The following is a 21,305-nucleotide window of genomic DNA, read 5'->3' on the forward strand; positions in this document are numbered from 1 at the left end:
TATCGGGTTTTAGTGTATTAATTACAGATATAAGGTCCATGAATGGAGGTCACAGCATAGTTGTCACTTGTATCATCGAGGGCATAGACATAAAATTCATTACCTCCGGGTTGTACGCGAATTACAATATGTCCCTGTTTGGCAGCCATCTGTTTGGTGTTAGGATAGGCAACAAGCGCTGTTGCAGGATGGAAGTTGGTTGAAAATACATCCTTCTTTCCTGGATAAGCCTTTGTCGCAGAAAGAATACGACGCAACACTTCAATATCCGGCTGCTGTGCCTTGCGATTATGAACGACAACGACCTGGGGCCGAAGAGCTTTGAGAAGTGTAACGCCCATCGCATCGTAATTCATGTGATGATTACTCTTACATGCTTCTACCGGACCCGTCACCGAGCCAACCGGCAATTCCAAATTCTGCCAGTCTAAAGTGGTTACGGCAGGCAGGTCTGCCCCGGTAAAGTAATCAAATTTGCCATAAGAAACACGAAAAACAATGGAACACTGGTTTTCATCCGGCCATTCACTTTTGGACAGTTGATCGGTGGGAATGAAATAATTACGCTCAATATCTTCAACCCCAGTCCACACACGTCCGTTGGCCGCTATATTACGAATTTCGAAAGTGGGATATTTAGCAGCATTATGAACAAGCACAAGCTGATCTTTTTTGCCAACTTTAAATTGTTCAATCTCCATACCATTTTTCTCCTTCTGCCATTTTATAAAATTCAAATAGTTCGGAAATGCTTTACTTATAGGCGCTATTGGATCGTTATAATCCGGCCAACCACGGTCAATAGCCTTCCTAAAGGGGATACAATCGCCCACACCAGATATACCGGTTAGCTGATAAGCCTTATTCTCCGCCCACTTGCATCCTTTATTAATTTCACCCATGTGGTCGATATGAAAGTGAGTCAGAAGCATATAGTCAATTGCCTTCTGTTTAGTTCCCTTCATGAAATGTGCAATATATTTTGCATAGGTTTCATAAGGAGCTATTTCTTCATTTGGTTTTTGTGGCACAATGTTGGGTGCTTTTTCTCGAATTTCACCGGCATCAACCAACATCGTAGTACCGTCGGGTAATATAAAGAAAGTACATTCCCCTTGTCCAGTGTTGATGGCATGAATATCAAGATAGCCTTCCTTCCACGCAGGTAATACCTTACCTATTTTTACTTCCTGAGCCCGGATAGTCATTGAAAAGAGAACTAATAATGCTATAACCGGTATTTTAAATGGGATATTCATAGTATCTTCTTGTTATTTTATTCAATAATAGCCTTTTGATTCAATATTTCTTTCCGAACCTCATTGCAAGAGAGATTACGGGGAGTACTTCCCGTTTGCGCCGCCAAGGCTGCCGCCACACCGGCTGCATGTCCTGTAGCTCCGCAAGTAGCCCCAACCCTGACAGTGCCGAGAGCCTCACGATCAACCGAGATACAACGACCACCAACCAGCAAATTATCAATCTTGGCAGGTAACAAACTGCGATAAGGTATTTGGAATGGAAGAGGTACATACATGTCATGCATACCGTTTTGATTTTTAGGAGGGTGCACATCAATGGGCCAAACACCCAATGCTATTGAATCTTCAAACTTGCGGTTGGATACAATGTCATTTTTGGTCATGGTATAGACCCCATCAAGCCTACGGGTTTCGCGAATGCCAATGGTGGCCGAAGTATTCATAATCCAACTGTTCTCAAAGCCTTTACAATGTTTTTTGTAATAGTTGACAATACGGTGAGCATCACTACGTGCCTCCATTTCAGCAGCAGTCAGCTCGTTTGCATTAACCGCCGATCCATAAACACGTGTCGTATTAACCCAAGGATAGTTTTTTCTTAAACCGCCAAACCAGGGACCACCAAAGCAAGGAAGTTCATCGGCCTCACAGGCATTACTGAGCATCTCACGGTCAATTCCGACATCTCTCCTTCGCGAGGTATATTCGGTTAACAATTCTTTCCCTAAGAAACCGGGATCGGGACCAAACGGTATTGTCAATTCATCTTCATAGCCTACACTTCCCTGTGGGTTAACTTCCGCAAGAAAAAAAGGCAATGTCATGGGCTGAAGTTCAGGTGATATATTAAATCCGGCTCCGGCACGCGCTATGACATCCCCATTTCCGGTACAATCCACTACGATCTTAGCCATAATTGCCTTACGCCCATCCACATTCTCTACAATGGCCCCCTTCACTTTATTCTCTTCAACAATGACATCGGCCATCCAGGTATGCAACAGACATCTTACCTGATATTTCAACAGTAGTTCATCAGCAGTCAGTTTCATAATCTCAGGGTCAGAACTCAGTACCCAACTACGGTTATTTTCAACTCCTCCCTTCTTTTCAGCCATCGCAATCCATTCACCCATAACACCATCTACACAACGGCGATAAGGACGCAACCAACTGTTGAACCCGGCCAATGTGATCACCAGCCCATTGGTCCACATGCCACCAAACGAGCCCATCGCCTCAACAAGCATGGTCGAAGCTCCGGCCTTGGCAGCACCGATAGCAGCACCGACACCGGCAGGCCCACCACCAACAACCAAGACATCAACGTCATTGATGACTTCTATTTGCCTTTCTTTTTCTGTATACGTTTTCATTAATTCCATGATGATATATGTTATAATAGTATTTTCAAAATTGTACGATTTTCAACATTAGTCTCTTAATTTCAGATTCATCAGAAAGCGACTTAACCTTAAATGCCGGAGAAGCATTATATATAAGAACCTGATGTTTAGCAATATCTTCGGTTTTCACATTAAAAACCTGATTTCCCAACTCAATTTCAACGTTTCCTTTCAGTTCAATCTCTAAATAGATTCCACCAAAGGTTACACAAGGTAACGGCTCGTTGAGTACTACCGTTTGTTCCTTTTTTAGTAATATACTCCCAACCTTAGTTATGACCGGGCAAATAAAATCCTTAATTTCGTGTTTATCAACCAAAAGGGTACCCTGACCGTTCAGGTCGGGAGCCAACAAATCCGTGGAAATGAAATTAATATCATTACGATTAATTTTATTGAAATGCACGAATTTGTCAGCATGTGATTCTCTCATAAGACCATGCGACTTGGCTAATGCAGCGTATCGGTCATACTCATTCTCATCAAAGCGGGAAGCACTAATAGCCATAATACAATCTCCTTGGTTCTGTATCTTTTCAAAGACAGTCTGATATAAAATTCCCATTAAGCGGACATCGTAAACTCCAAGATCTCGAATAATCTCATTAGCACGATTATTGGAAGTAATAACGTAATTTCCCTTTCCAAGCACTTCATCTGCAAGAGTGATTATATCTTTATAATGCCGACCAGTTTCATCAAGCAATTTAGGTTCAATAAATGTATAAAGTCCGTTCCGTTTACATTCGGTTAGAAATTCCCTTAATGTAGGTATCCGACTTCTCATTTCCGATTTATCAGCCTTTAAGATAAAATCCTGTTTCAGTTCTATAAGAGTCTTTGTTTGAACTGGAACTTGAACGGAAAGTATTGTTCCGTCAGCATTCAGGCAAGTACGATTTAGTGTACTATCATGCATCACTACCAAGTATCCATCAGCTGACAGACGTACATCGGTTTCAATAGCCTGAAAACCGGCGCGTTTGGCTAATGAGATAGCTTCCAAAGAATTCTCTCCGGCAATTGTGCCATACATATTGACACCTCGATGAGCTATAAAGACGCGCTGAGCATGTAATCCTGTTGTCCAACTACAGATTATAAAACAGAAAAAGATGAATTTCTTCATTGCTAATATACATTATTCACTGAAAATAAGTAGCAGAACTCCAGATATTTTTCCATACTACCATTAGCTCTGCCACTTATATCATTCTTTAGATAAAACAATTCATGAACTAATATCCTGGATTCTGAGTCATATTAGGATTAATCACCAGCTCTTTTGCCGGGATAGGCCATAAATATTGTCTTTCAGAAAAAGCTCCCTTAGAACAAACCTGTACATAGCCATCGCTTACCATTTTTGAAAAATCGGCAATACCATCTTCATCTATTTCTGGAGCATAAGGCCAGAACCAATGTCCCGGTTTTACCACTTTATCTATCAATTCATTTCCGGGATAGAGTACTCCACAGTTTGGTTTATTCAGCGCTTTTTGAGCTAATCCCCAACGAATCAAATCGTAATAGCGAAGCCCCTCAAAGGCCAACTCAACACGCCGTTCACGACGAAGAACCGTTCGGAGTTCTTTCTGATTAGTTGTTGTAATAGCAGGATAATTAGAAACATCACTCAATTCCACGCCATAGGCACGTGCACGCACCTGATTAATAGCATCCAAAACGCTTTGGTCAATCTGGTTCAACTCAATCTTAGCCTCAGCATAGATCAAAAGCACATCGGCATACCGGATAATTATCAGGTCATTCTCGGGGGTAAAGTTGGTATCGGGTCCCCACGTTCTGTCAACTGACTTTCTCCACACCAAACCGGTAAAGGAAGCAAACTGAGCCCTGGCACGAGTATCACCGTTATTCACCAGCTTCCCTGTTGAATAGTCCATTACTTTAGTAACCTCCGGATGAGGGTTATATTCATAGCCAACGAACTCACTTCCAAATTCCACGATCGAAGCTGTGCAGCGAGGATCTCGATTCTGAAAAGGATTGTGAGAATCAAATAGAGGCGACTCATCAATCAACTTACCATCGGTACACTCGTAAGCTGCAAGTAGTGCCCACGAAGGAACCTTGCTCGAAAAACCGCCCGCTGTACGTGGGTAGTAGCTTTTTGCATCGCCGATATTACCAATCAGGAGAGCAGTTGAACGAGGCAATAAAAAGATTGACTCTTCAGCATTCTTCGTATAGAATAAATCTCCATAATCTTTATGAAGCTTATAAACACCCAGATCCATACACGCTTTTGCTGCTGTAGCAGCGATCTCATAATCACCGAAATACAACGCATAGCGTGCTTTCAATGCCAAAGCGGCACCTTTGGTTGCTACCTGTTTTCCGGTGTAAGAAGCCGGAAGATGTTCAGCAGCATAATCAAAATCATCATAAATGATTTTAATCACATCGGCTTTAGGTGACCGTGCCATTTTAGATGCGGCTTCAATAGTTAACAGATCCTCCACATAGACTACATCACCAAAAGCAAAGACCAGCATAGCATAATGTGCAGCACGTGAAAAACGTGCCTGGGCTTCATAGGACAACAGAGTAGCCTCATTGATTCCATTTTCACGACCACGATCCAAATTAGCGATGATAGCATTGGAACGGGCAATGGCTTTGTATTGGTTGGTATAGAATGTTGCCAGCTCAACACTACCGGACGTATTTGTTTCACTGTTTAACGTTCCATCGACAATGTCAGGACCGGCAACGTCACGATAAAGGTAGTCATCAGACCAAGCTTCTTTGGCAACAGGCCAAAATGCAGTGCGATACAAATCATTCACCGCCATTTCATACTCGGTTTCGTTACTGTACCAGGTTTCACTTGAACCTTGGTCTAGTGGATACAAGTCTAAGCTGTTGCACGATACCAATGAAAGTGCAAATACTGTCAGTATAATATATATATTTTTCATTGCTCTAATCCATTAAAAATTAATATTCAGACCAAACAACACCGAAGTGGTCATAGCATAAGAGGTAGTTCCGCGTTCAGGATCCCAACCGTCAGGATAATGACTCAGACAGAACAGGTCATTGGCCGATACATAGAAACGAACCCGCTCAATTTTAGCCTTTTGCGTAAGGCTTGCCGGAAGGGTGTATCCTAAGGTAATGTTTTTCAAGCGAAAGTAACTACCATTGAACATCCAGAAGGTTGACATAGCGTTATTACTATCATTGTTCTGATAAGTGAGACGTGGATAACGTGCCGCCAGATTCTCTATTTCAGAATTGAAGGAACTCCAATAATTTCCATCTATAATGGCAGGAATGCTTCCCCACTGGTTGTGATAAGGTTGAACCATCTTAGAGTTCATACGTACCTTTTGCTTACCAATGCCCTGGAAAGCAGTACTAAAGTCAAAACCTTTATAAGCAGCCGACAATGTTCCACCATACATGAAACGAGGTTGTGAATTCCCAAGAAGTACACGGTCATATTCGGGAGAGATAATGCCATCAGGCACACCATCCGGACCAGAGATATCTTTATATTTCACATCACCAACCTGTGTATTGCTATTTAGTGTAGCAGATTTGTCCAGTTCTTCCTGGGTTTGAAACAAGCCCTCAGAGATATAACCATACCATTCATCAAATAAACTACCGGTCATCTTCACCTGATTGCCCATGAACTGCGTACCACTCAGATCATCCATTTTAGAAATATAGTCAGAAAGATTAGCAGAGATACCATAGGTAAATTCACCAATACGGTCATTCCATGAGAGTTCAAGGTCATAGCCTCTGGTATGCATTTTACCCGCATTCTGTGACGGATTAGAATATCCCATATATTTGGGTATTTCAAGATCAAGCAACATGTCTTTTGTACGCTTGTAATAATAGTCGCCCACAAAAGATAAACGTCCGTCAAAGAATCGCGCATCAACACCAATATCGTATGTTTCAGTCGTTTCCCATGTTAGATTGCGTATAGGATATTGGATTTGAGCGGCCCCTTTGTAGTAGGTAGATTCACTTGCATCAGCCTTGTTGTAGAACAACGAATTAGTAAACTCCATCAATGAGACATAGGGGTAGTTACCGATACGTTCGTTACCCAGAGTACCGATAGAAGCTCTCAGCTTTAGGAATGAAAGCGTTTTGCCATTAATTTTTTCCATGAAAGGTTCTTCACTGATAATCCAACCAGCTGACACGGAAGGGAATGTACCCCAACGAGAATCTTTATGGAAACGTGATGAACCGTCACGACGAACATTAACCTGAAGCAAATAACGATGATTGAAGCTATACATAACTCGACCAAAGAATGAACGATAAGCATTCTCATATGCGGAACCGGAATTTGCTAAATAGTCCTTAGGACCTGCATCCAGATAAGGATAACTGTCCAAATCGTAATGGTCACTTGAAGCACCCATTGTTTCATGATGGTAATAATAGTTTTCGTAACCAAGCATAATATTAAAGTCATGCTTACCAAACTTTTTCATATAGTTTGCAATAAACTGTGTAGTTAGCGAACGGGAGTCGGCACGTTTCTCTGTCAACTTAGTAGAGCCGCAACCGGCAAACGTACCAATGATGGTAGTAGGATCATCCTGTGATGTAAATCCAGCCTTTTTCTGAAACTTCTTACCTTTAGAAATCGAGAAATCCGGAGCAAGTACAGCTGATATTTTCAAATCTTTGAATGGAGTGAAGTCAATAGAAACACGCCCACCAATCTTTGTAGAATAAGTTTCATTGTAGCCACCCTCAACCAGACGGCCATAGAGATTATTACCACCCTTCACATCAGCCAGACCACCATGCTCCCACTGCCATGCATAAGCAGGTGAGGCTACCAAAATACTGTTCCAAACATCCGAAAACATTGGTTCGTGATTCTTGGCATACTTTACATTTAAATCTAACGAAGCGGCAAGATACTTACTGAATGTCAAGTCGTTATTTAACCTTGCCATATATCTTTCGTAGTAGTTTTCGGCATCTTTATAAAGCCCATCTACTTTTTCGTAACTAAGAGATGCTCTCGTCTTGACATTTTTACTACCGCCAACAAGGTTCAACGTGTGGGTTTGGCGTGGTGCCGAGCCCTTAATCAAGAGATCATACCAATCAGTTATCGGATAGTTATCGGGATCGGTTTTATTGTTTTTTACCCAATTATTAACCTGATCCTCAGTATAGACCGTGTAAAGGCCCCCAGCAGGATTATCATTGTATTTCAACTCGTTAACCATTTCAAGATAGCGTTGAAAATCAACCTGTTTCGGTTGGGCAGTGGGGATTTCAATACCATACTCGAAGTTATAACTGATGCGCAAGTCTTTCTCAGTCGCACGTTTGGTCGTCACCAAAATTACACCTGCCGCAGCACGAGACCCATAAATGGAAGCAGAAGCTGCATCTTTCAATACCGTGATACTTTCCACATCATTGGCATTAACATCGTTAATATTACCTACAGGAATACCATCGACTACAATCAAAGGTGATGAATCACCAATTGTAGTTACACCACGCACCAGAATATTGCTTGCACCTGCTCCAGGCTCACCACTTGAACGAGTCACTAATACCCCTGATACAGCACCTTGAAGAGCCGTAGCCAATTGTGTAGTACGACGTTCAGCAACCTTATCACCTTTAATATTTGCAGCAGCACCTGTCAAATCTTTTTTCTTAGCGGTACCATAACCAATAACAACCACTTCATCTATAAGCTCTGAGTCTTCCTGAAGAATTATATCAATAGTATTATGATTACCCACTTTCACCTCCTCAGTTCTGTATCCAACGAAAGAAATAACTAAAGTTGATTCATTTGTAACTTTAACAGTATAACGGCCGCTCACATCAGTAATGGTACCGACAGTTGTTCCCTTTACCCTGATGCTCGCTCCAATGACCGGTTCGCCCTGAGCATCCTGGACGTAACCCGTTATTTCCCGCTCTGTTCCAGAAGAATCTTTTATACCATTTGCACTGGCTATAAATATGCTGAAAAATGAGCACACCAGTATTAATGTAGCACGACCTAGTTGGGAAGGCTTCATTCTGAAAGTCCCTAATAAACTATGTATCATATCCATAAAAAAAGGTTAAACATTTAATTCTATTTATAATTTACAATTCTATCTCATATGTACTCTTAAGTCGACTTAAGAACATTAAGTTACCCAAAAAACAATCTTAAACCCTAATGATAAATGTTAATTTTCCACCCCATATCCACCTATCTCTGCGATCTTTCTAGGTATTTCGGCATTATCAGTACGACTTTGAAAATCCTCTGCACCAACCCCGAGAACAAACACAGGCACGAAACTAGCCGAATGACCTTTGCTAATCCAGTCCACAAGAGCGATTTCATTGATGATTTTTTTTGCTTCAGCTGCAATCGCTTCATCTTTTTGATATTCACTTTCAACCAGACCGGCACTGTTGATAAACGAGCTTTCATAGGCCATTTTCAATCGCTCCTCTTGTTGCGGGGCCAACTGAATCTTTTTCCAGAAACCAAAGTTCTCACTGAGAGATTTCTTAACTATATCCCACGAAACATTACCGTTGTTTTTCTTTCTTAAGTGATTAAGTACCTTTGAAAACTCACGCTCACTGATTTTTTGATTACCAAGAACACCAAGATTTAATTCGTACGACCCGGTACCCAACCCAAGACCACCGGTTTCATGGTCGGCTGTCACCACAATCAATGTTTCATCAGGGTGTTGTTGATAGAACTCATAAGCAACCCCTATAGCTTTATCCAAATCCTGAACTTCATGAATCACTGTCGCTGCATCATTACTATGACATGCCCAATCAATACTCCCACCCTCAATCATGAAGAAGAATCCTTTTTCAGGGTCTTTCGTTAAGATATTAATACCTGCACGTGTAATTTCCGACAATGTCAGATCTGTTTTTTGGCGATCAATGGCATAGGGAATTGTGCGGCTATCAATTTTCGACACTGCACTCCTTTGAAACAGAATCATTTTATCCGATGTACGGGCTTTCTTCTGAAATTCTTTGTAACCACGAGTTATCGTATAACCATTATTATAGGCAAGGTCATAAAGTCCTATTGAATCCTGAGGAGTGACACTCCAAAAATCAGCACCTCCATAAAAATCAAATCCGGCAGCTACAAGGTCATGGCCAATTGCATTGTAGTTTTTTCGATTTTCATTGTGGGCATAGAATGCAGCCGGTGTTGCATGATTGATAGCCACACTTGATGCCACACCTACCTTACAACCAGCTTCCCGAGCTCTCACTGCGATGCTCTTCAAAGGGGTAATCTTATCTTTCATCACCCCAATACAGCCATTACGGGTTTTCACACCTGTAGCCAGTGCGGTACCTGAAGCTGCCGAATCGGTGACACCATTCGTTGCAGAATAGGTGGTTGCAATAGTTGCTATTGGGAATTGAGTAAATAATAAGGGAGTTACCCCAATATTACCCTGAAGTTCAGCACTGTATAGTTCAGTCATCTGTATCTGGTTTATTCCCATTCCATCTCCTATAAAGAAGAATATATATTTGGCTTGCTGGGCATAGAGAAAACAAGTACACAACAAGAATAAGACAAATAGCTGTAATCTGATGTTTTTCATTATATCAACTGTTGAAAGTATTACTTAAGATAGTTCGGCAAAGCTGGCATTGCACCTGCCTGGGTACAAACATAAGCTGAAACATCAACTGCTCTTCGGTGGGCTTCGCCAATTGATTCACCTTTCAAGAGTAACGCACAAAAGGCAGCTGTAAACGAGTCACCAGCTCCAACAGTATCAACAACTTTCACTTTGGGAGTTTCCAAAAACGATACCTCATCAGGGGTAACGACATAGCTTCCCATCTCGCCACAAGTCAGGATCAGCATTTTCCAACCATACGTTGCAAGAAGTGTCCGGCACTGTTGGATTGGAGTCCCCGCAATGCTAAACATACTGCAAACCTTACCAAGCTCATCATCATTTATTTTTAGGATATTACACAAGAAGAACGATTTTTCAATCTGCTCTTTCATATAAAAATGCTGTCTCAAATTAATATCAAAGACCTTAAAAGAACAGGCAGGCATATCGTTAAGAAACTGTTCAATAGTATTTCGCGATACTGAATTGCGTTGAGCCAACGAACCGAAACAAATGCAATCAGTACGGTTTGCCAGTGCTTTTAATGTTTCGTTATACAGGATATTATCCCATGCTACACCTTCTTCGATTGTATATTGAGGAATACCACGCTCATTGACACTAACCTGAACTGTTCCAGTAGGACACGACGAGCTTTCAAGCATGTGTGGTAATGCCTTGTCCTCAAAACAGGCTACAACCTCATCGCCTAATTCATCATTACCAATGGCACTAACCACGATAGCATCAAGCCCCAGTTGAGCTGCATGATAGGCGAAATTAGCAGGCGCTCCGCCTAACTTCTTTCCTTCAGGGAAAACATCCCAAAGGACCTCCCCTAAACCAACAACTGTTTTCGTCTTCATAGTTTACCAGATTTTAATTACTGATTTTACAATATTCGATTTATCACTAATACTCATATCCATTGCATTTTGGATATCATCAAAGTCAAAGATATTAGTCACGATACTTTTCAAATCGATTTTCCCGGAAGCCACAGCCTCAATAGCCATTGGATAGATATGACGATAACGAAACACCGACTTGAATGTGAGTTCCTTATCTATTGCCAGACTAATAGGCAATACCATCTCTCCTGTTTTTGAATACCCTACCAAGACGATATTCGAACCTTTCTGAGCAACACTAATGGCCTGCCGAGTAGTAATTTCCATACCGGCAGTTTCAATGACAAGATTAACACCCTCACCAGCAGTCAGCCTATTGATTTCCTCAATAGGATTGACCTTACTTGAATTTATCACAGCAGTTGCACCTATTTCCAACGCTTTTTCCAAACGCTTCTCCATGATATCTACAACATAGACTGTGTTGACACCTTCGGCTTTAAGTGCCATTAACGAAACCAAACCAATACATCCTGCACCAAAGACTACCGCTGTTTGACCTGCATGTGCCTCACCTTGGTTGGCTGCATGAAAGCCTACAGCCAACGGCTCAATAAGTGCCCCCTCAAGCGTATCAACATTCTCAGGAAGTTTAAAACAGAGATCTGCTTCATGTGCCACATACTCCGCAAATACACCATCCACCGGAGGGGTAGCAAAGAATACCACATCAGAACAAAGGTTGTATTTCCCTTCACGGCAAAAACGACAATGACCACATGTCTTACCTGGTTCGAGTGCCACTTTATCACCAATTTTCAAATGTTTCACGTTTTGCCCTACCTTAACTACAGTACCACCAGACTCATGACCTAACATAAAAGGAGGTTGGACAATATAGTTCCCAATTCTTCCTGTTTCATAGTAATGAATATCTGACCCACAAACGCCCACATAGTCCAACTTAACCAATATTTCATTGGGCTTAACTTTTGGAATGGGACGTTCTTCAAATCCCATCCGACCGATTCCCAGCATCACTGCAACCTTCATTGTATCCTTCATCTTATTATAGCATTTAGTTAATTAGTCTCAAGCAAATTGTTTCATTCGCTCTCTTTACACCACAAAACTAAACTCCATTTAGCTGTGCCACAAGGTTTTTCTTCGGAAAATAATCCGCAACCGTTCCCGCAACCGTTCCCATTTTCCGCAACCGTTCCCAACGTTAAATCATACATTTTAGAAGATATTGGCATTTATTTTTAGCATATGAATAGATAAAAGTCCTAATTTTGCAGAAAACACACCATAACCATGAGATACGTTACAATTAAAGATATAGCAGCTGCATTGGGACTATCAAAATCTACTGTGTCAAGAGCATTAAGTGGAGACAGCAAAAATGTCAGCAAGGAAACGTTAGAAAAAATCGTTGAAACGGCTAATAAGATGGGCTATCGCCGCAATGAGCTGGCCGTTAACCTGCGTTTGAAAAGTACACGTATCATCGGAATTATGGTTCCTGAGATGACAACCACATTCTCCATGAGTTTTATTACCGCTGCTCAAAGTCTATTAAATCAGCAAGGCTATCGTGTTATTTTGGCATTGTCTGATGAAGACCCTGAAACAGAACGCGTAAACCTGACAATGTTTGATAATGCGCGCGTAGAAGGCATCCTGATTAGTGCCTGTCACAATACTGCCAATCTTGATGTTTACCGGAGTTTCCTGGACCGGCATATCCCAATAGTCCTTTTCGACCGCACGATTTCCGACATCTCCGTTCCGGCAGTAAAAAGTAACGACTATATCCAGTCATTCTTCATGGTTGAACATCTTATACGTTCAGGAAAGAAACAAATTATCCATCTAACTGGTCCTCGGCATATCCAAAACACGATTGACCGCAAGAAAGGTTACCGCGATGCACTAGCAAAATTCCATATTCCCTACGATTCACGATATGCTATCGAATCGGGCGTCAGTGTTAATGATGGTGCCAATGCCATTGAGAAAGTCTTAAGCCTTGAAATTCCTTTCGACGCGGTTTTTTGTTTTACAGAGACTCAAGCGTTAGGTGCAAAACAAACACTGCAAGAACACAACATCGCTATTCCAAGTAAAGTTGCAATCTGCTGTATGTCGGGAACCGCTTTATCAACCTTGGTACACCCACCACTGACTGCTGTTGAGCAACAAGTTGATGAAATGGTCACAATTGCCGTCCGCCTTATTCTTGAAAAAATCAATGATTTCTCAACTCCCAATCAGACCATCACATTGGAATCGAATATCATTATCAGAAAATCAACAGTTGAGTAATTTGTATCGACAAAAAGCCGTAAAGAGTTGGGCAGCATTACCCACTGTATAGCAACTCCTTTTTTCTATTTATTCGCTCATCGGCAACGTAAAGAAAAACGTCGTCCCTATTCCCATGCCCGACCGCACCCAGATTCTTCCGCCCATTCGTTCTACCAGCATACGGGAAACAGTTAACCCCAGCCCGGTGCCCTGCGCAAAATTATTAATCTTACCGAAACGCTCAAAAATCTTCGCAACGCGATTGGCAGGTATACCGAGACCTGTGTCTTTTACATAAGCCTGCACAACATTGCCTCGTTGTTCATATCCCAAATGGATTTCTCCGGCAGGAGTAAACTTTACAGCATTGCTCAATAAGTTCATCAACACCTGCATGACGCGCGATCTATCTCCCGCAGCATACAAATTCTTATCACTATCATCCAATATCAACCTGACTCCTTCGTTCACCTTGGTCCGGTGCCTGGTGTACTCTTCAAGGCAGGCAGCATACATATTCACTTTATCCTTCCTGAATTCCAAAGCTCCTGCCTCCATTGACGACAAGTCCAGAATATCATTAAACAGACATAACAGTACTTCAGAGTTCTTCTCGATGATATTGCAATAATCTTCCTTATCTCCCTCATATCCCGGATCAATCACCAGCCTCGAAAATCCGACAATCGCATTTAGCGGTGTACGTATCTCATGGCTCATATTGGCAAGAAATGCTGATTTCAACCGGTCAGCCTCTTCCGCCTTTATACGGGCGGCAGCCAGTTCACGCTGGGCATTCACCCGGCTCGTAACGTCCCGGCACATGCACAGCAGATACTGGTCTCCCAATGGACACACCAGATTTTCATAATGATGCATCTTTCCTTCAAACAGCAATGAATGTTCTCCGATACTGGGTTGACGGGTGCGTATCACTTTTTCCATATTGGCACGGATCTTACGGTATTCTGATTCCGGCACTATATCCTTAAGGTTAGGACGTGACGTATCATCACCGGACAAGCCTTCCACATGATTAGTTTCAGGAGAGGAAAGTAACTCGATATAGTCCAGATTGAAATCAAATATAGTCAGCATATCCGGAATAGCATCCAGTATTTCTTTACCATATTTCTTACTAAAAGCCCCCGGATTTTCATCTGGGCATAGGGTTTTCCAAGGAGGACGACTTGTTAGTTGCTCTTCCAATCCCCGGATTATATCCAGTAGTTCTTCCTTTGTTTTATCGTTATAATCCCTCATTTCAAGGTATATATATTGCTTAATATTATTTTAGGGAAGCAAATATACATATCTTTTCAATTATATCAACATATATTCCAAGCTTTTATTTAAAAAAAACGAATAGCTTTTGTCCTACTAATCAGAATGTTCTATCTTTGCAGCACTTTTTATTTTAAATCATTGATAAATATGTCTAAAGAATTATTCTCTACTCTGCCCTACAAGGTGGCAGACATTACGCTTGCCGACTTCGGTCGCAAGGAAATCGATCTGGCAGAACAAGAAATGCCCGGCCTCATGGCTCTTCGCGAAAAGTATGGAGAAACAAAACCGTTGAAAGGTGCTCGTATCATGGGTTCCCTGCACATGACCATCCAAACGGCGGTACTGATTGAAACCCTCGTAGCACTGGGTGCCGAAGTGCGCTGGTGCTCTTGCAACATATATTCGACCCAAGACCATGCCGCAGCAGCTATCGCCGCAAGTGGTGTACCCGTATTCGCCTGGAAAGGTGAAACGCTGGCTGACTACTGGTGGTGTACGCTCCAAGCTCTCAACTTCCCCGGCGGCAAAGGTCCTACGGTGATTGTGGATGATGGTGGTGACGCCACCATGATGATACACGTGGGCTATGAAGCTGAAAACAGCGCTTCTGTTCTGGATAAAGAAGTTCATGCGGAAGACGAGATTGAACTGAACGCCATTCTGAAATGCGTATTGGCAGAAGACCCTACCCGCTGGCATCGTGTGGCTGCTGAGATGCGTGGTGTATCCGAAGAAACAACCACAGGCGTACACCGCTTATATCAGATGCAGGAAGAAGGCAAATTGCTGTTCCCGGCATTCAATGTGAACGACTCCGTAACGAAGTCTAAATTCGATAATTTATACGGTTGCCGTGAATCACTTGCCGATGGCATCAAGCGTGCCACGGACGTGATGATTGCAGGCAAGGTAGTGGTAGTTTGCGGTTATGGCGACGTAGGTAAAGGATGCTCACACTCCATGCGTACTTATGGTGCCCGCGTACTGGTAACGGAAGTAGACCCGATTTGTGCCCTGCAAGCTGCCATGGAAGGTTTTGAGGTAATCACGATGGAAGAAGCCTGCACCCAAGGTAACATCTTTGTCACCACCACCGGTAATATCGATATCATCCGCATCGACCATATGGAGAAGATGAAAGACCAGGCTATTGTTTGTAACATCGGTCACTTCGACAATGAAATCCAAGTGGATGCGCTCAAACATTATCCCGGCATCAAGTGCGTCAACATCAAACCGCAGGTAGACCGCTACTACTTCCCCGACGGACACAGCATTATCCTGTTGGCAGACGGACGTCTGGTTAATCTGGGTTGCGCTACCGGTCACCCGTCATTCGTCATGAGTAACTCATTCACCAACCAGACTTTGGCACAGATCGAGTTGTTCAACAAGAAATATGAAACGGGTGTTTACCGTCTTCCCAAGCATCTTGATGAGGAAGTAGCACGCCTGCACCTCGAAAAAATAGGTGTGAAGCTAACCAAACTAACTCCCGAGCAAGCCGCTTATATTGGTGTAAAAGTAGACGGACCGTATAAGGCTGAACATTATCGTTATTAATAACGAAATGAAGAATGAAGAATGAAGAATGAAGAATTGGCTGCGCTATGAATCCGCATGGTAATTCTTCATTCTTCATTCTTCATTCTTCATTTCATAAAAATTCCGTTTTTATGAAGAAGCTCCTCCCCGACCTCCTGGTCATTCTTATGTTTGCTGTTCTTTCGTTCGCCTATTTCTTTCCGGCGGATATAGAAAACCGCATTCTCTTCCAACACGACACTGCTGCCGGTGCCGGTGCCGGACAAGAAGCAACAAAGTATCGCGAAGAAACCGGCGAATATACACGCTGGACAAACTCGCTGTTCGGTGGCATGCCGACTTACCAGATAGCTCCCAGCTATGAGTCTACAAAACCACTGACATGGGTACAGAAAGCATATCAACTGTTCTTGCCCACATATGTAAACCTGACTTTCATTCTGATGCTGGGCTTTTTCATCCTGTTGCGTGCATTCGGCATACCAGTATGGCTGGCAGGATTGGGAGGATTGATGTGGGCATTCTCATCTTACTTCTTCATTCTGATTTCCGCCGGGCACATATGGAAATTTATCACCCTGGCTTACATACCACCCACGATAGCGGGTATCGTACTGGCTTATCGGGGAAAATATCTGGTAGGAGGTATCATAACAGCATTGTTTATAGCCCTGCAAATTCTGTCTAATCACGTACAGATGAGTTACTACTTCCTATTTGTCATCCTGTTCATTGCAGGAGCTTATTTTGAAGATGCCTGGCGCAACAAAACCTTGCCGCAGTTCTTTAAAGCAAGCGGTGTGCTTGTAGTAGCTGCACTCATCGGTATATGTGTCAACTTGTCGAACCTGTATCACACTTACGAGTACAGCAAGGAAACCATGCGTGGCAAAAGCGAACTCGTGGAAACCGGCGATGCAGCCAAGCAGACCAGCAGTGGATTGGATCGTGACTACATCACCCAATGGAGCTATGGAATCGGAGAAACCTGGACGTTGCTGGTACCCAACTTTAAAGGCGGCGCTTCCGTACCCCTCATTTCGAATGAGACAGCTATGGAAAAAGCCAATCCTACGTATGCCGGATTATACCAGCAACTACCCCAGTACTTTGGTGATCAGCCCATGACATCAGGTCCCGTCTATGTAGGTGCTTTTGTTTTGTTCCTTTTCATCTTGGGTTGCTTCATAGTCAAAGGTCCATTGAAGTGGGCACTGGTCGGAGCCACATTCTTCTCTATCGTTCTTTCATGGGGAAAAAATTTCATGCCACTGACCGACTTCTTCATCGACTATATACCTATGTATAGCAAGTTCCGTGCCGTATCGTCCATTCTCGTCATTGCAGAGTTCACCATTCCGTTGCTGGCCATCTTTGCTTTGAAAAAGGTGCTGGAAGACCCGGAAATATTGAAAAAGAAACTGAAGTTTGTTGGTATCAGTTTTGCATTAACGGCAGGTGTAGCTTTGCTACTGACCATCATACCTGGAGCTTTCAGTTCTACATTTGTGCCTGCGCAGGAAGCTCAGATGTTGCAGAATGCAGTTAATCAGAATATGATTCCCCGGGAGGAATTGTCCGGCATACTTTCCAATCTGAGAGAGATGCGGACCGCAATGGTCAGTTCCGATGCGTTGCGTAGCTTCATTATCGTTGTGATTGGTTGCGCATTGTTATGGTTCTATTATAGCGGCAAATTAAAGAATACAATTGTGATTGCCGGTATTACTATTCTTTGCGTAGTAGATATGTGGGGAGTCAACAAGCGCTATCTGCACGATGACCAATTTGTCCCCCGTTCTGCCCAGGTAGATACTTTCAAGAAGACGAAAGCTGACGAAATAATATTGCAGGACACTGATCCGAACTATCGTGTACTCAGCCTCTCGGGAAGTGCATTCAGCGAAAATAACACTTCATATTGGCACAAGAGTGTCGGCGGATATCATGCCGCCAAGTTGCGCCGTTATCAGGAAGTGATAGAACGCCATATCACTCCCGAGATGCAGGCCGCCTATCAGGCTATTGCCACTGCAGGTGGTGAAATGGATAGCGTGGATGCTTCCCGGTTCCGCGTTCTGAATATGCTGAACACTAAGTATTTCATACTTCCTGCCGGACAAGGGCAGACAATCCCTGTCATGAATCCTTATGCTTACGGCAATGCATGGTTTGTAGATAAGGTGGAGTATGTGGATAATGCCAATCAGGAAATTGACGCTTTACACACAATAGTACCCACAGAAACAGCCGTAGTAGATGCCCGTTTCAAAGAGGCCTTGAAAGGTACAACAACCTCCTATAAGGATAGCCTTTCCAGCGTCCGCCTGACGAGCTATGAGCCTAATCGCCTGGTTTACGAAACCAACAATTCGAAAGATGGTGTAGTCGTATTCTCCGAAATCTACTACCCGGACGGCTGGATAGCCACCATTGACGGGGAGCCTGCCGACATTGCGCGTGCCGACTACATCCTGCGTTCCATGTACGTCCCTGCCGGGAAGCATACCATTGAAATGCGCTTCGACCCGAAGAGCTTGCACGTAACGGAAGGTATTGCTTATGCAGCGCTGGCATTGATGGTGATTGGTATTATGGTATTGATCATAGTGTATAGGAAAAAGTTAAGCGCTTAGTTATAAAGACGCTTAAACCTATATATAAAACTATCCGCCCCTACAAGTTGTGATGACTTGTAGGGGCGAATTATTTTAGCCAACATACATTATAAGAAAACCGTTCCCTCTCCTCACGGAGGTGGAACGGTACAGTCAATAATACATGAAAAAACGCTATTTAGAGAGAGTCTCTACATATTTGATTTTTGAGTCTATTTCTTTTTATTCTGATGCAAATGTAAGGGAGGGAAAGGAAAACAGAAAATAAAATCTACGAAAGGGGAGGTTTTGTCGACGAGGTAGCCAGGGGGGACAAGAATATCAGAAATAACAAAGGGGATTAATCCAATAGCATCATAAGTCCTACGCCTCTTATCGTCTTTATCACTACGCGAGGTTCTTCTTCCAGATACTTTCGTATTTTAGACATGAACACATCCAGACTACGCGATGCGAAATAATCATCCTCTGTTTCCCAGAAGCGACTCAGGATGGCACTCTTCTTCACTGCATTATTCCTATTTTCGTAAAGAAGCTGTATTATTTGCGCTTCCCTGATAGTTAACACTCTTACATAACCGGTTTCATCATTCCGCAAAGTGGCATGTTTGGCATCCAGCAGATAACGACCTATCCTGCAATGATCACTTTCATTCTGTGTTTTTACGCCTTCTTTCATTTTGAGCAATGCATGGATATGAGCATCCAGTTCTTCGGGAACAAAGGGCTTCTTTACGTAGTTGTTCACCCCTATCTTATATCCTTTCGTCACATCTTTCGGCGAGCTCATGGCCGAGGCAAACAAAATAGGTGTATCGCCATCTGTTTCACGGATACGCTCCACCATCTCATAACCATCCATCACCGGCATATCCACATCCGAGATAATGATATCCGGATGATGCTCTTCCCAAGCTTTCAATCCTTCAGCTCCATTAGTTGCCGTAAAAACTTCATAGCCCCCAATCACTTCCTGTAATCCGCTTTGCACAATATAAAGCAAAGTCGGGTCGTCTTCTACTACTAATAATTTAATCATAGTTTTCCGTCTTTATTGGTATATACAAAATAAATTCACTAAATTCTTTTTCAACACTATTCACTGTTACGCTACCCTCATGGGCATCCATCACTTGATATACATAATTCAGTCCCAGCCCAAAACCGGCAACTTTGCCAAGTCTGGAGCGCTTGAAAGCCGAGGCACGTTCAAACTTCTCAAAAATATGTTTCCGGTCTTTCTCCGAAATGCCGATACCGTTATCATGCACTTTGATAAGGACATGAGTAGCATTGCTGAGCGAACTTATATTTATCTCAACCGATTCTTTAGAGTACTTGATAGCATTATCTATCAGATTACTGATAGCCTCTTTCAGATATTCCTCATCAGCGCAAATTTCTTTCGCCTGCAAGTGAGTAGTGAAATGTACCGGTTTGGCTGTTTTTGCAGTAAACTTTTCTATTAAGTCTGCCACCATAGGCTCCAACGGGAATACAGTTCTTGACATTTCCAGCTTATGATTCTCCAATTTAGAAAGCGTAAGTACCTTATTTGCCAAGTTCAGCAAATGTCCGCCCTCATCTTCTACAATGCAAAAATATTTCTCCTTCAGCTCAGGCAAATTGTCCATCTTGCCACTATGCAAAAGACTCGTACAAGCCAGAATAGAGCTAAGAGGAGTTTTCATATCATGTATCATGGCGTAAGAGAAGTCTTCACGAACTTTGGCTATCTTGTCCTGACGAATGATAATCTTAATCTGATAAATGATACAGGTGATTACCATTATCATCATGATGGCGGTCGCTATCATTAAGAGGCTCATACGCTCAAAGATAGTCCAATAAGGATTTGTTAAAATTAACTGTATTCCAAGTGACAAATCAGTTCGTACAGGAATTATTTCAGACTTAATAGCTCCCCAAACAGCTATAGTTTGTAGTTTACTCTTTTGGTAAATCTCTCCATTTTGGGGATTAACCCAACATGAAAAAAAATCACTTTCCACCCCAGCCCTATTTAACAAGTCATTAGTAAGAGAGTCAATATCACTCAAAGAAATCTCAATTCCTAACTTCCACAAACCTTCATAAAAATAAGTGTTTGCCGGTATTGAATCATTTATAGGTCCAGACGAGATTGCCGTCCCCTCAGGAACGCCTAACTTACTGAAATCTGCAATAGCTTCAGTTAATGCTTCATCTAAAACTTTATTAGTTTCTTCATATATATTATTTCTAACCAGTACAAAAGTATTATATAGCCATATCGTTTGTAATGATAATATAGCTATTAATCCTAAGACTGTAAATAATATAATATGTTTTCTATTCATGCATTTTTTTTGCAAAGATAATAACATTC

14 protein-coding genes are annotated in these 21,305 nt (G+C 42.4%); 3 read left to right on the forward strand and 11 right to left on the reverse strand.

Features of this window, described 5'->3' with window-relative positions:
- Positions 1-17 precede the first annotated feature (17 nt).
- The 8 genes from QZ135_RS01425 to QZ135_RS01460 form a co-directional block, all read right to left on the reverse strand.
- Positions 18-1,259, reverse strand: coding sequence for an MBL fold metallo-hydrolase (locus QZ135_RS01425; RefSeq protein WP_294605243.1), 1,242 nt, complete (start codon positions 1,257-1,259; stop codon positions 18-20).
- A 17-nt stretch (positions 1,260-1,276) separates the two neighbouring features.
- Positions 1,277-2,647, reverse strand: coding sequence for an FAD-dependent oxidoreductase (locus tag QZ135_RS01430; RefSeq protein ID WP_294605248.1), 1,371 nt, complete (start codon positions 2,645-2,647; stop codon positions 1,277-1,279).
- Between the two features lie 25 nt (positions 2,648-2,672).
- On the reverse strand, positions 2,673-3,797 hold the full coding sequence (locus QZ135_RS01435) for a glycerophosphodiester phosphodiesterase family protein (RefSeq protein ID WP_294605251.1): 1,125 nt from the start codon (positions 3,795-3,797) through the stop codon (positions 2,673-2,675).
- Between the two features lie 109 nt (positions 3,798-3,906).
- Positions 3,907-5,613: a RagB/SusD family nutrient uptake outer membrane protein gene (locus QZ135_RS01440; protein ID WP_294605254.1), complete on the reverse strand. Its 1,707-nt coding sequence runs from the start codon at positions 5,611-5,613 to the stop codon at positions 3,907-3,909.
- A 12-nt stretch (positions 5,614-5,625) separates the two neighbouring features.
- A complete protein-coding gene (locus QZ135_RS01445) occupies positions 5,626-8,760 on the reverse strand; it encodes a TonB-dependent receptor (protein ID WP_294605256.1) in 3,135 nt (1,044 codons plus the stop codon).
- 126 nt (positions 8,761-8,886) lie between these two features.
- A complete protein-coding gene (locus QZ135_RS01450; RefSeq protein WP_294605258.1) occupies positions 8,887-10,299 on the reverse strand; it encodes an alkaline phosphatase in 1,413 nt (470 codons plus the stop codon).
- 20 nt (positions 10,300-10,319) lie between these two features.
- A complete protein-coding gene (locus QZ135_RS01455) occupies positions 10,320-11,189 on the reverse strand; it encodes a carbohydrate kinase (protein WP_294605260.1) in 870 nt (289 codons plus the stop codon).
- A gap of 3 nt (positions 11,190-11,192) precedes the next feature.
- Positions 11,193-12,239: an NAD(P)-dependent alcohol dehydrogenase gene (locus tag QZ135_RS01460; protein WP_294605263.1), complete on the reverse strand. Its 1,047-nt coding sequence runs from the start codon at positions 12,237-12,239 to the stop codon at positions 11,193-11,195.
- A gap of 252 nt (positions 12,240-12,491) precedes the next feature.
- Here QZ135_RS01460 and QZ135_RS01465 point away from each other — a divergent pair, with 252 nt between their 5' ends.
- Positions 12,492-13,502, forward strand: coding sequence for a LacI family DNA-binding transcriptional regulator (locus QZ135_RS01465; RefSeq protein ID WP_294605266.1), 1,011 nt, complete (start codon positions 12,492-12,494; stop codon positions 13,500-13,502).
- A 69-nt stretch (positions 13,503-13,571) separates the two neighbouring features.
- On the opposite strand, the gene QZ135_RS01470 is transcribed toward QZ135_RS01465, so the two are convergent.
- The gene (locus tag QZ135_RS01470; RefSeq protein WP_294605269.1) at positions 13,572-14,747 is read right to left on the reverse strand and encodes a PAS domain-containing sensor histidine kinase; all 1,176 of its coding nucleotides are present in this window, start codon (positions 14,745-14,747) and stop codon (positions 13,572-13,574) included.
- A gap of 171 nt (positions 14,748-14,918) precedes the next feature.
- On the opposite strand from QZ135_RS01470, the gene ahcY reads away from it, so the two are divergent.
- Both ahcY and QZ135_RS01480 read left to right on the forward strand, forming a co-directional pair.
- On the forward strand, positions 14,919-16,337 hold the full coding sequence (ahcY, locus tag QZ135_RS01475; RefSeq protein ID WP_294605272.1) for an adenosylhomocysteinase: 1,419 nt from the start codon (positions 14,919-14,921) through the stop codon (positions 16,335-16,337).
- A 113-nt stretch (positions 16,338-16,450) separates the two neighbouring features.
- Entirely contained in the window at positions 16,451-18,955 is a 2,505-nt protein-coding gene (locus tag QZ135_RS01480; RefSeq protein WP_294605275.1) for a YfhO family protein, read from the forward strand.
- Between the two features lie 322 nt (positions 18,956-19,277).
- Here the strand turns inward: QZ135_RS01480 and QZ135_RS01485 are convergent, their stop codons facing one another.
- A complete protein-coding gene (locus QZ135_RS01485) occupies positions 19,278-19,976 on the reverse strand; it encodes a response regulator transcription factor (RefSeq protein WP_294605277.1) in 699 nt (232 codons plus the stop codon).
- A complete protein-coding gene (locus tag QZ135_RS01490) occupies positions 19,969-21,276 on the reverse strand; it encodes a HAMP domain-containing sensor histidine kinase (protein WP_294605278.1) in 1,308 nt (435 codons plus the stop codon). The genes QZ135_RS01485 and QZ135_RS01490 overlap by 8 nt, the downstream gene beginning before the upstream one ends.
- Positions 21,277-21,305 lie beyond the last annotated feature (29 nt).

The sequence above is a fragment of the uncultured Bacteroides sp. genome (assembly GCF_905207245.1).
Classification (GTDB): Bacteria; Bacteroidota; Bacteroidia; order Bacteroidales; family Bacteroidaceae; genus Bacteroides.

Excerpts from the sequence above, each read along its gene's own strand:
- QZ135_RS01460 (WP_294605263.1), bottom strand. The coding sequence starts at position 12,239 with ATGAAGGATACAATGAAGGTTGCAGTGATGCTGGGAATCGGTCGGATG.
- QZ135_RS01440 (WP_294605254.1), bottom strand. The coding sequence starts at position 5,613 with ATGAAAAATATATATATTATACTGACAGTATTTGCACTTTCATTGGTA.
- QZ135_RS01485 (WP_294605277.1), bottom strand. The coding sequence starts at position 19,976 with ATGATTAAATTATTAGTAGTAGAAGACGACCCGACTTTGCTTTATATT.
- QZ135_RS01455 (WP_294605260.1), bottom strand. The coding sequence starts at position 11,189 with ATGAAGACGAAAACAGTTGTTGGTTTAGGGGAGGTCCTTTGGGATGTT.
- ahcY (WP_294605272.1), top strand. The coding sequence starts at position 14,919 with ATGTCTAAAGAATTATTCTCTACTCTGCCCTACAAGGTGGCAGACATT.
- QZ135_RS01445 (WP_294605256.1), bottom strand. The coding sequence starts at position 8,760 with ATGATACATAGTTTATTAGGGACTTTCAGAATGAAGCCTTCCCAACTA.
- QZ135_RS01490 (WP_294605278.1), bottom strand. The coding sequence starts at position 21,276 with ATGAATAGAAAACATATTATATTATTTACAGTCTTAGGATTAATAGCT.
- QZ135_RS01435 (WP_294605251.1), bottom strand. The coding sequence starts at position 3,797 with ATGAAGAAATTCATCTTTTTCTGTTTTATAATCTGTAGTTGGACAACA.
- QZ135_RS01425 (WP_294605243.1), bottom strand. The coding sequence starts at position 1,259 with ATGAATATCCCATTTAAAATACCGGTTATAGCATTATTAGTTCTCTTT.
- QZ135_RS01480 (WP_294605275.1), top strand. The coding sequence starts at position 16,451 with ATGAAGAAGCTCCTCCCCGACCTCCTGGTCATTCTTATGTTTGCTGTT.
- QZ135_RS01465 (WP_294605266.1), top strand. The coding sequence starts at position 12,492 with ATGAGATACGTTACAATTAAAGATATAGCAGCTGCATTGGGACTATCA.
- QZ135_RS01450 (WP_294605258.1), bottom strand. The coding sequence starts at position 10,299 with ATGAAAAACATCAGATTACAGCTATTTGTCTTATTCTTGTTGTGTACT.
- QZ135_RS01430 (WP_294605248.1), bottom strand. The coding sequence starts at position 2,647 with ATGGAATTAATGAAAACGTATACAGAAAAAGAAAGGCAAATAGAAGTC.
- QZ135_RS01470 (WP_294605269.1), bottom strand. The coding sequence starts at position 14,747 with ATGAGGGATTATAACGATAAAACAAAGGAAGAACTACTGGATATAATC.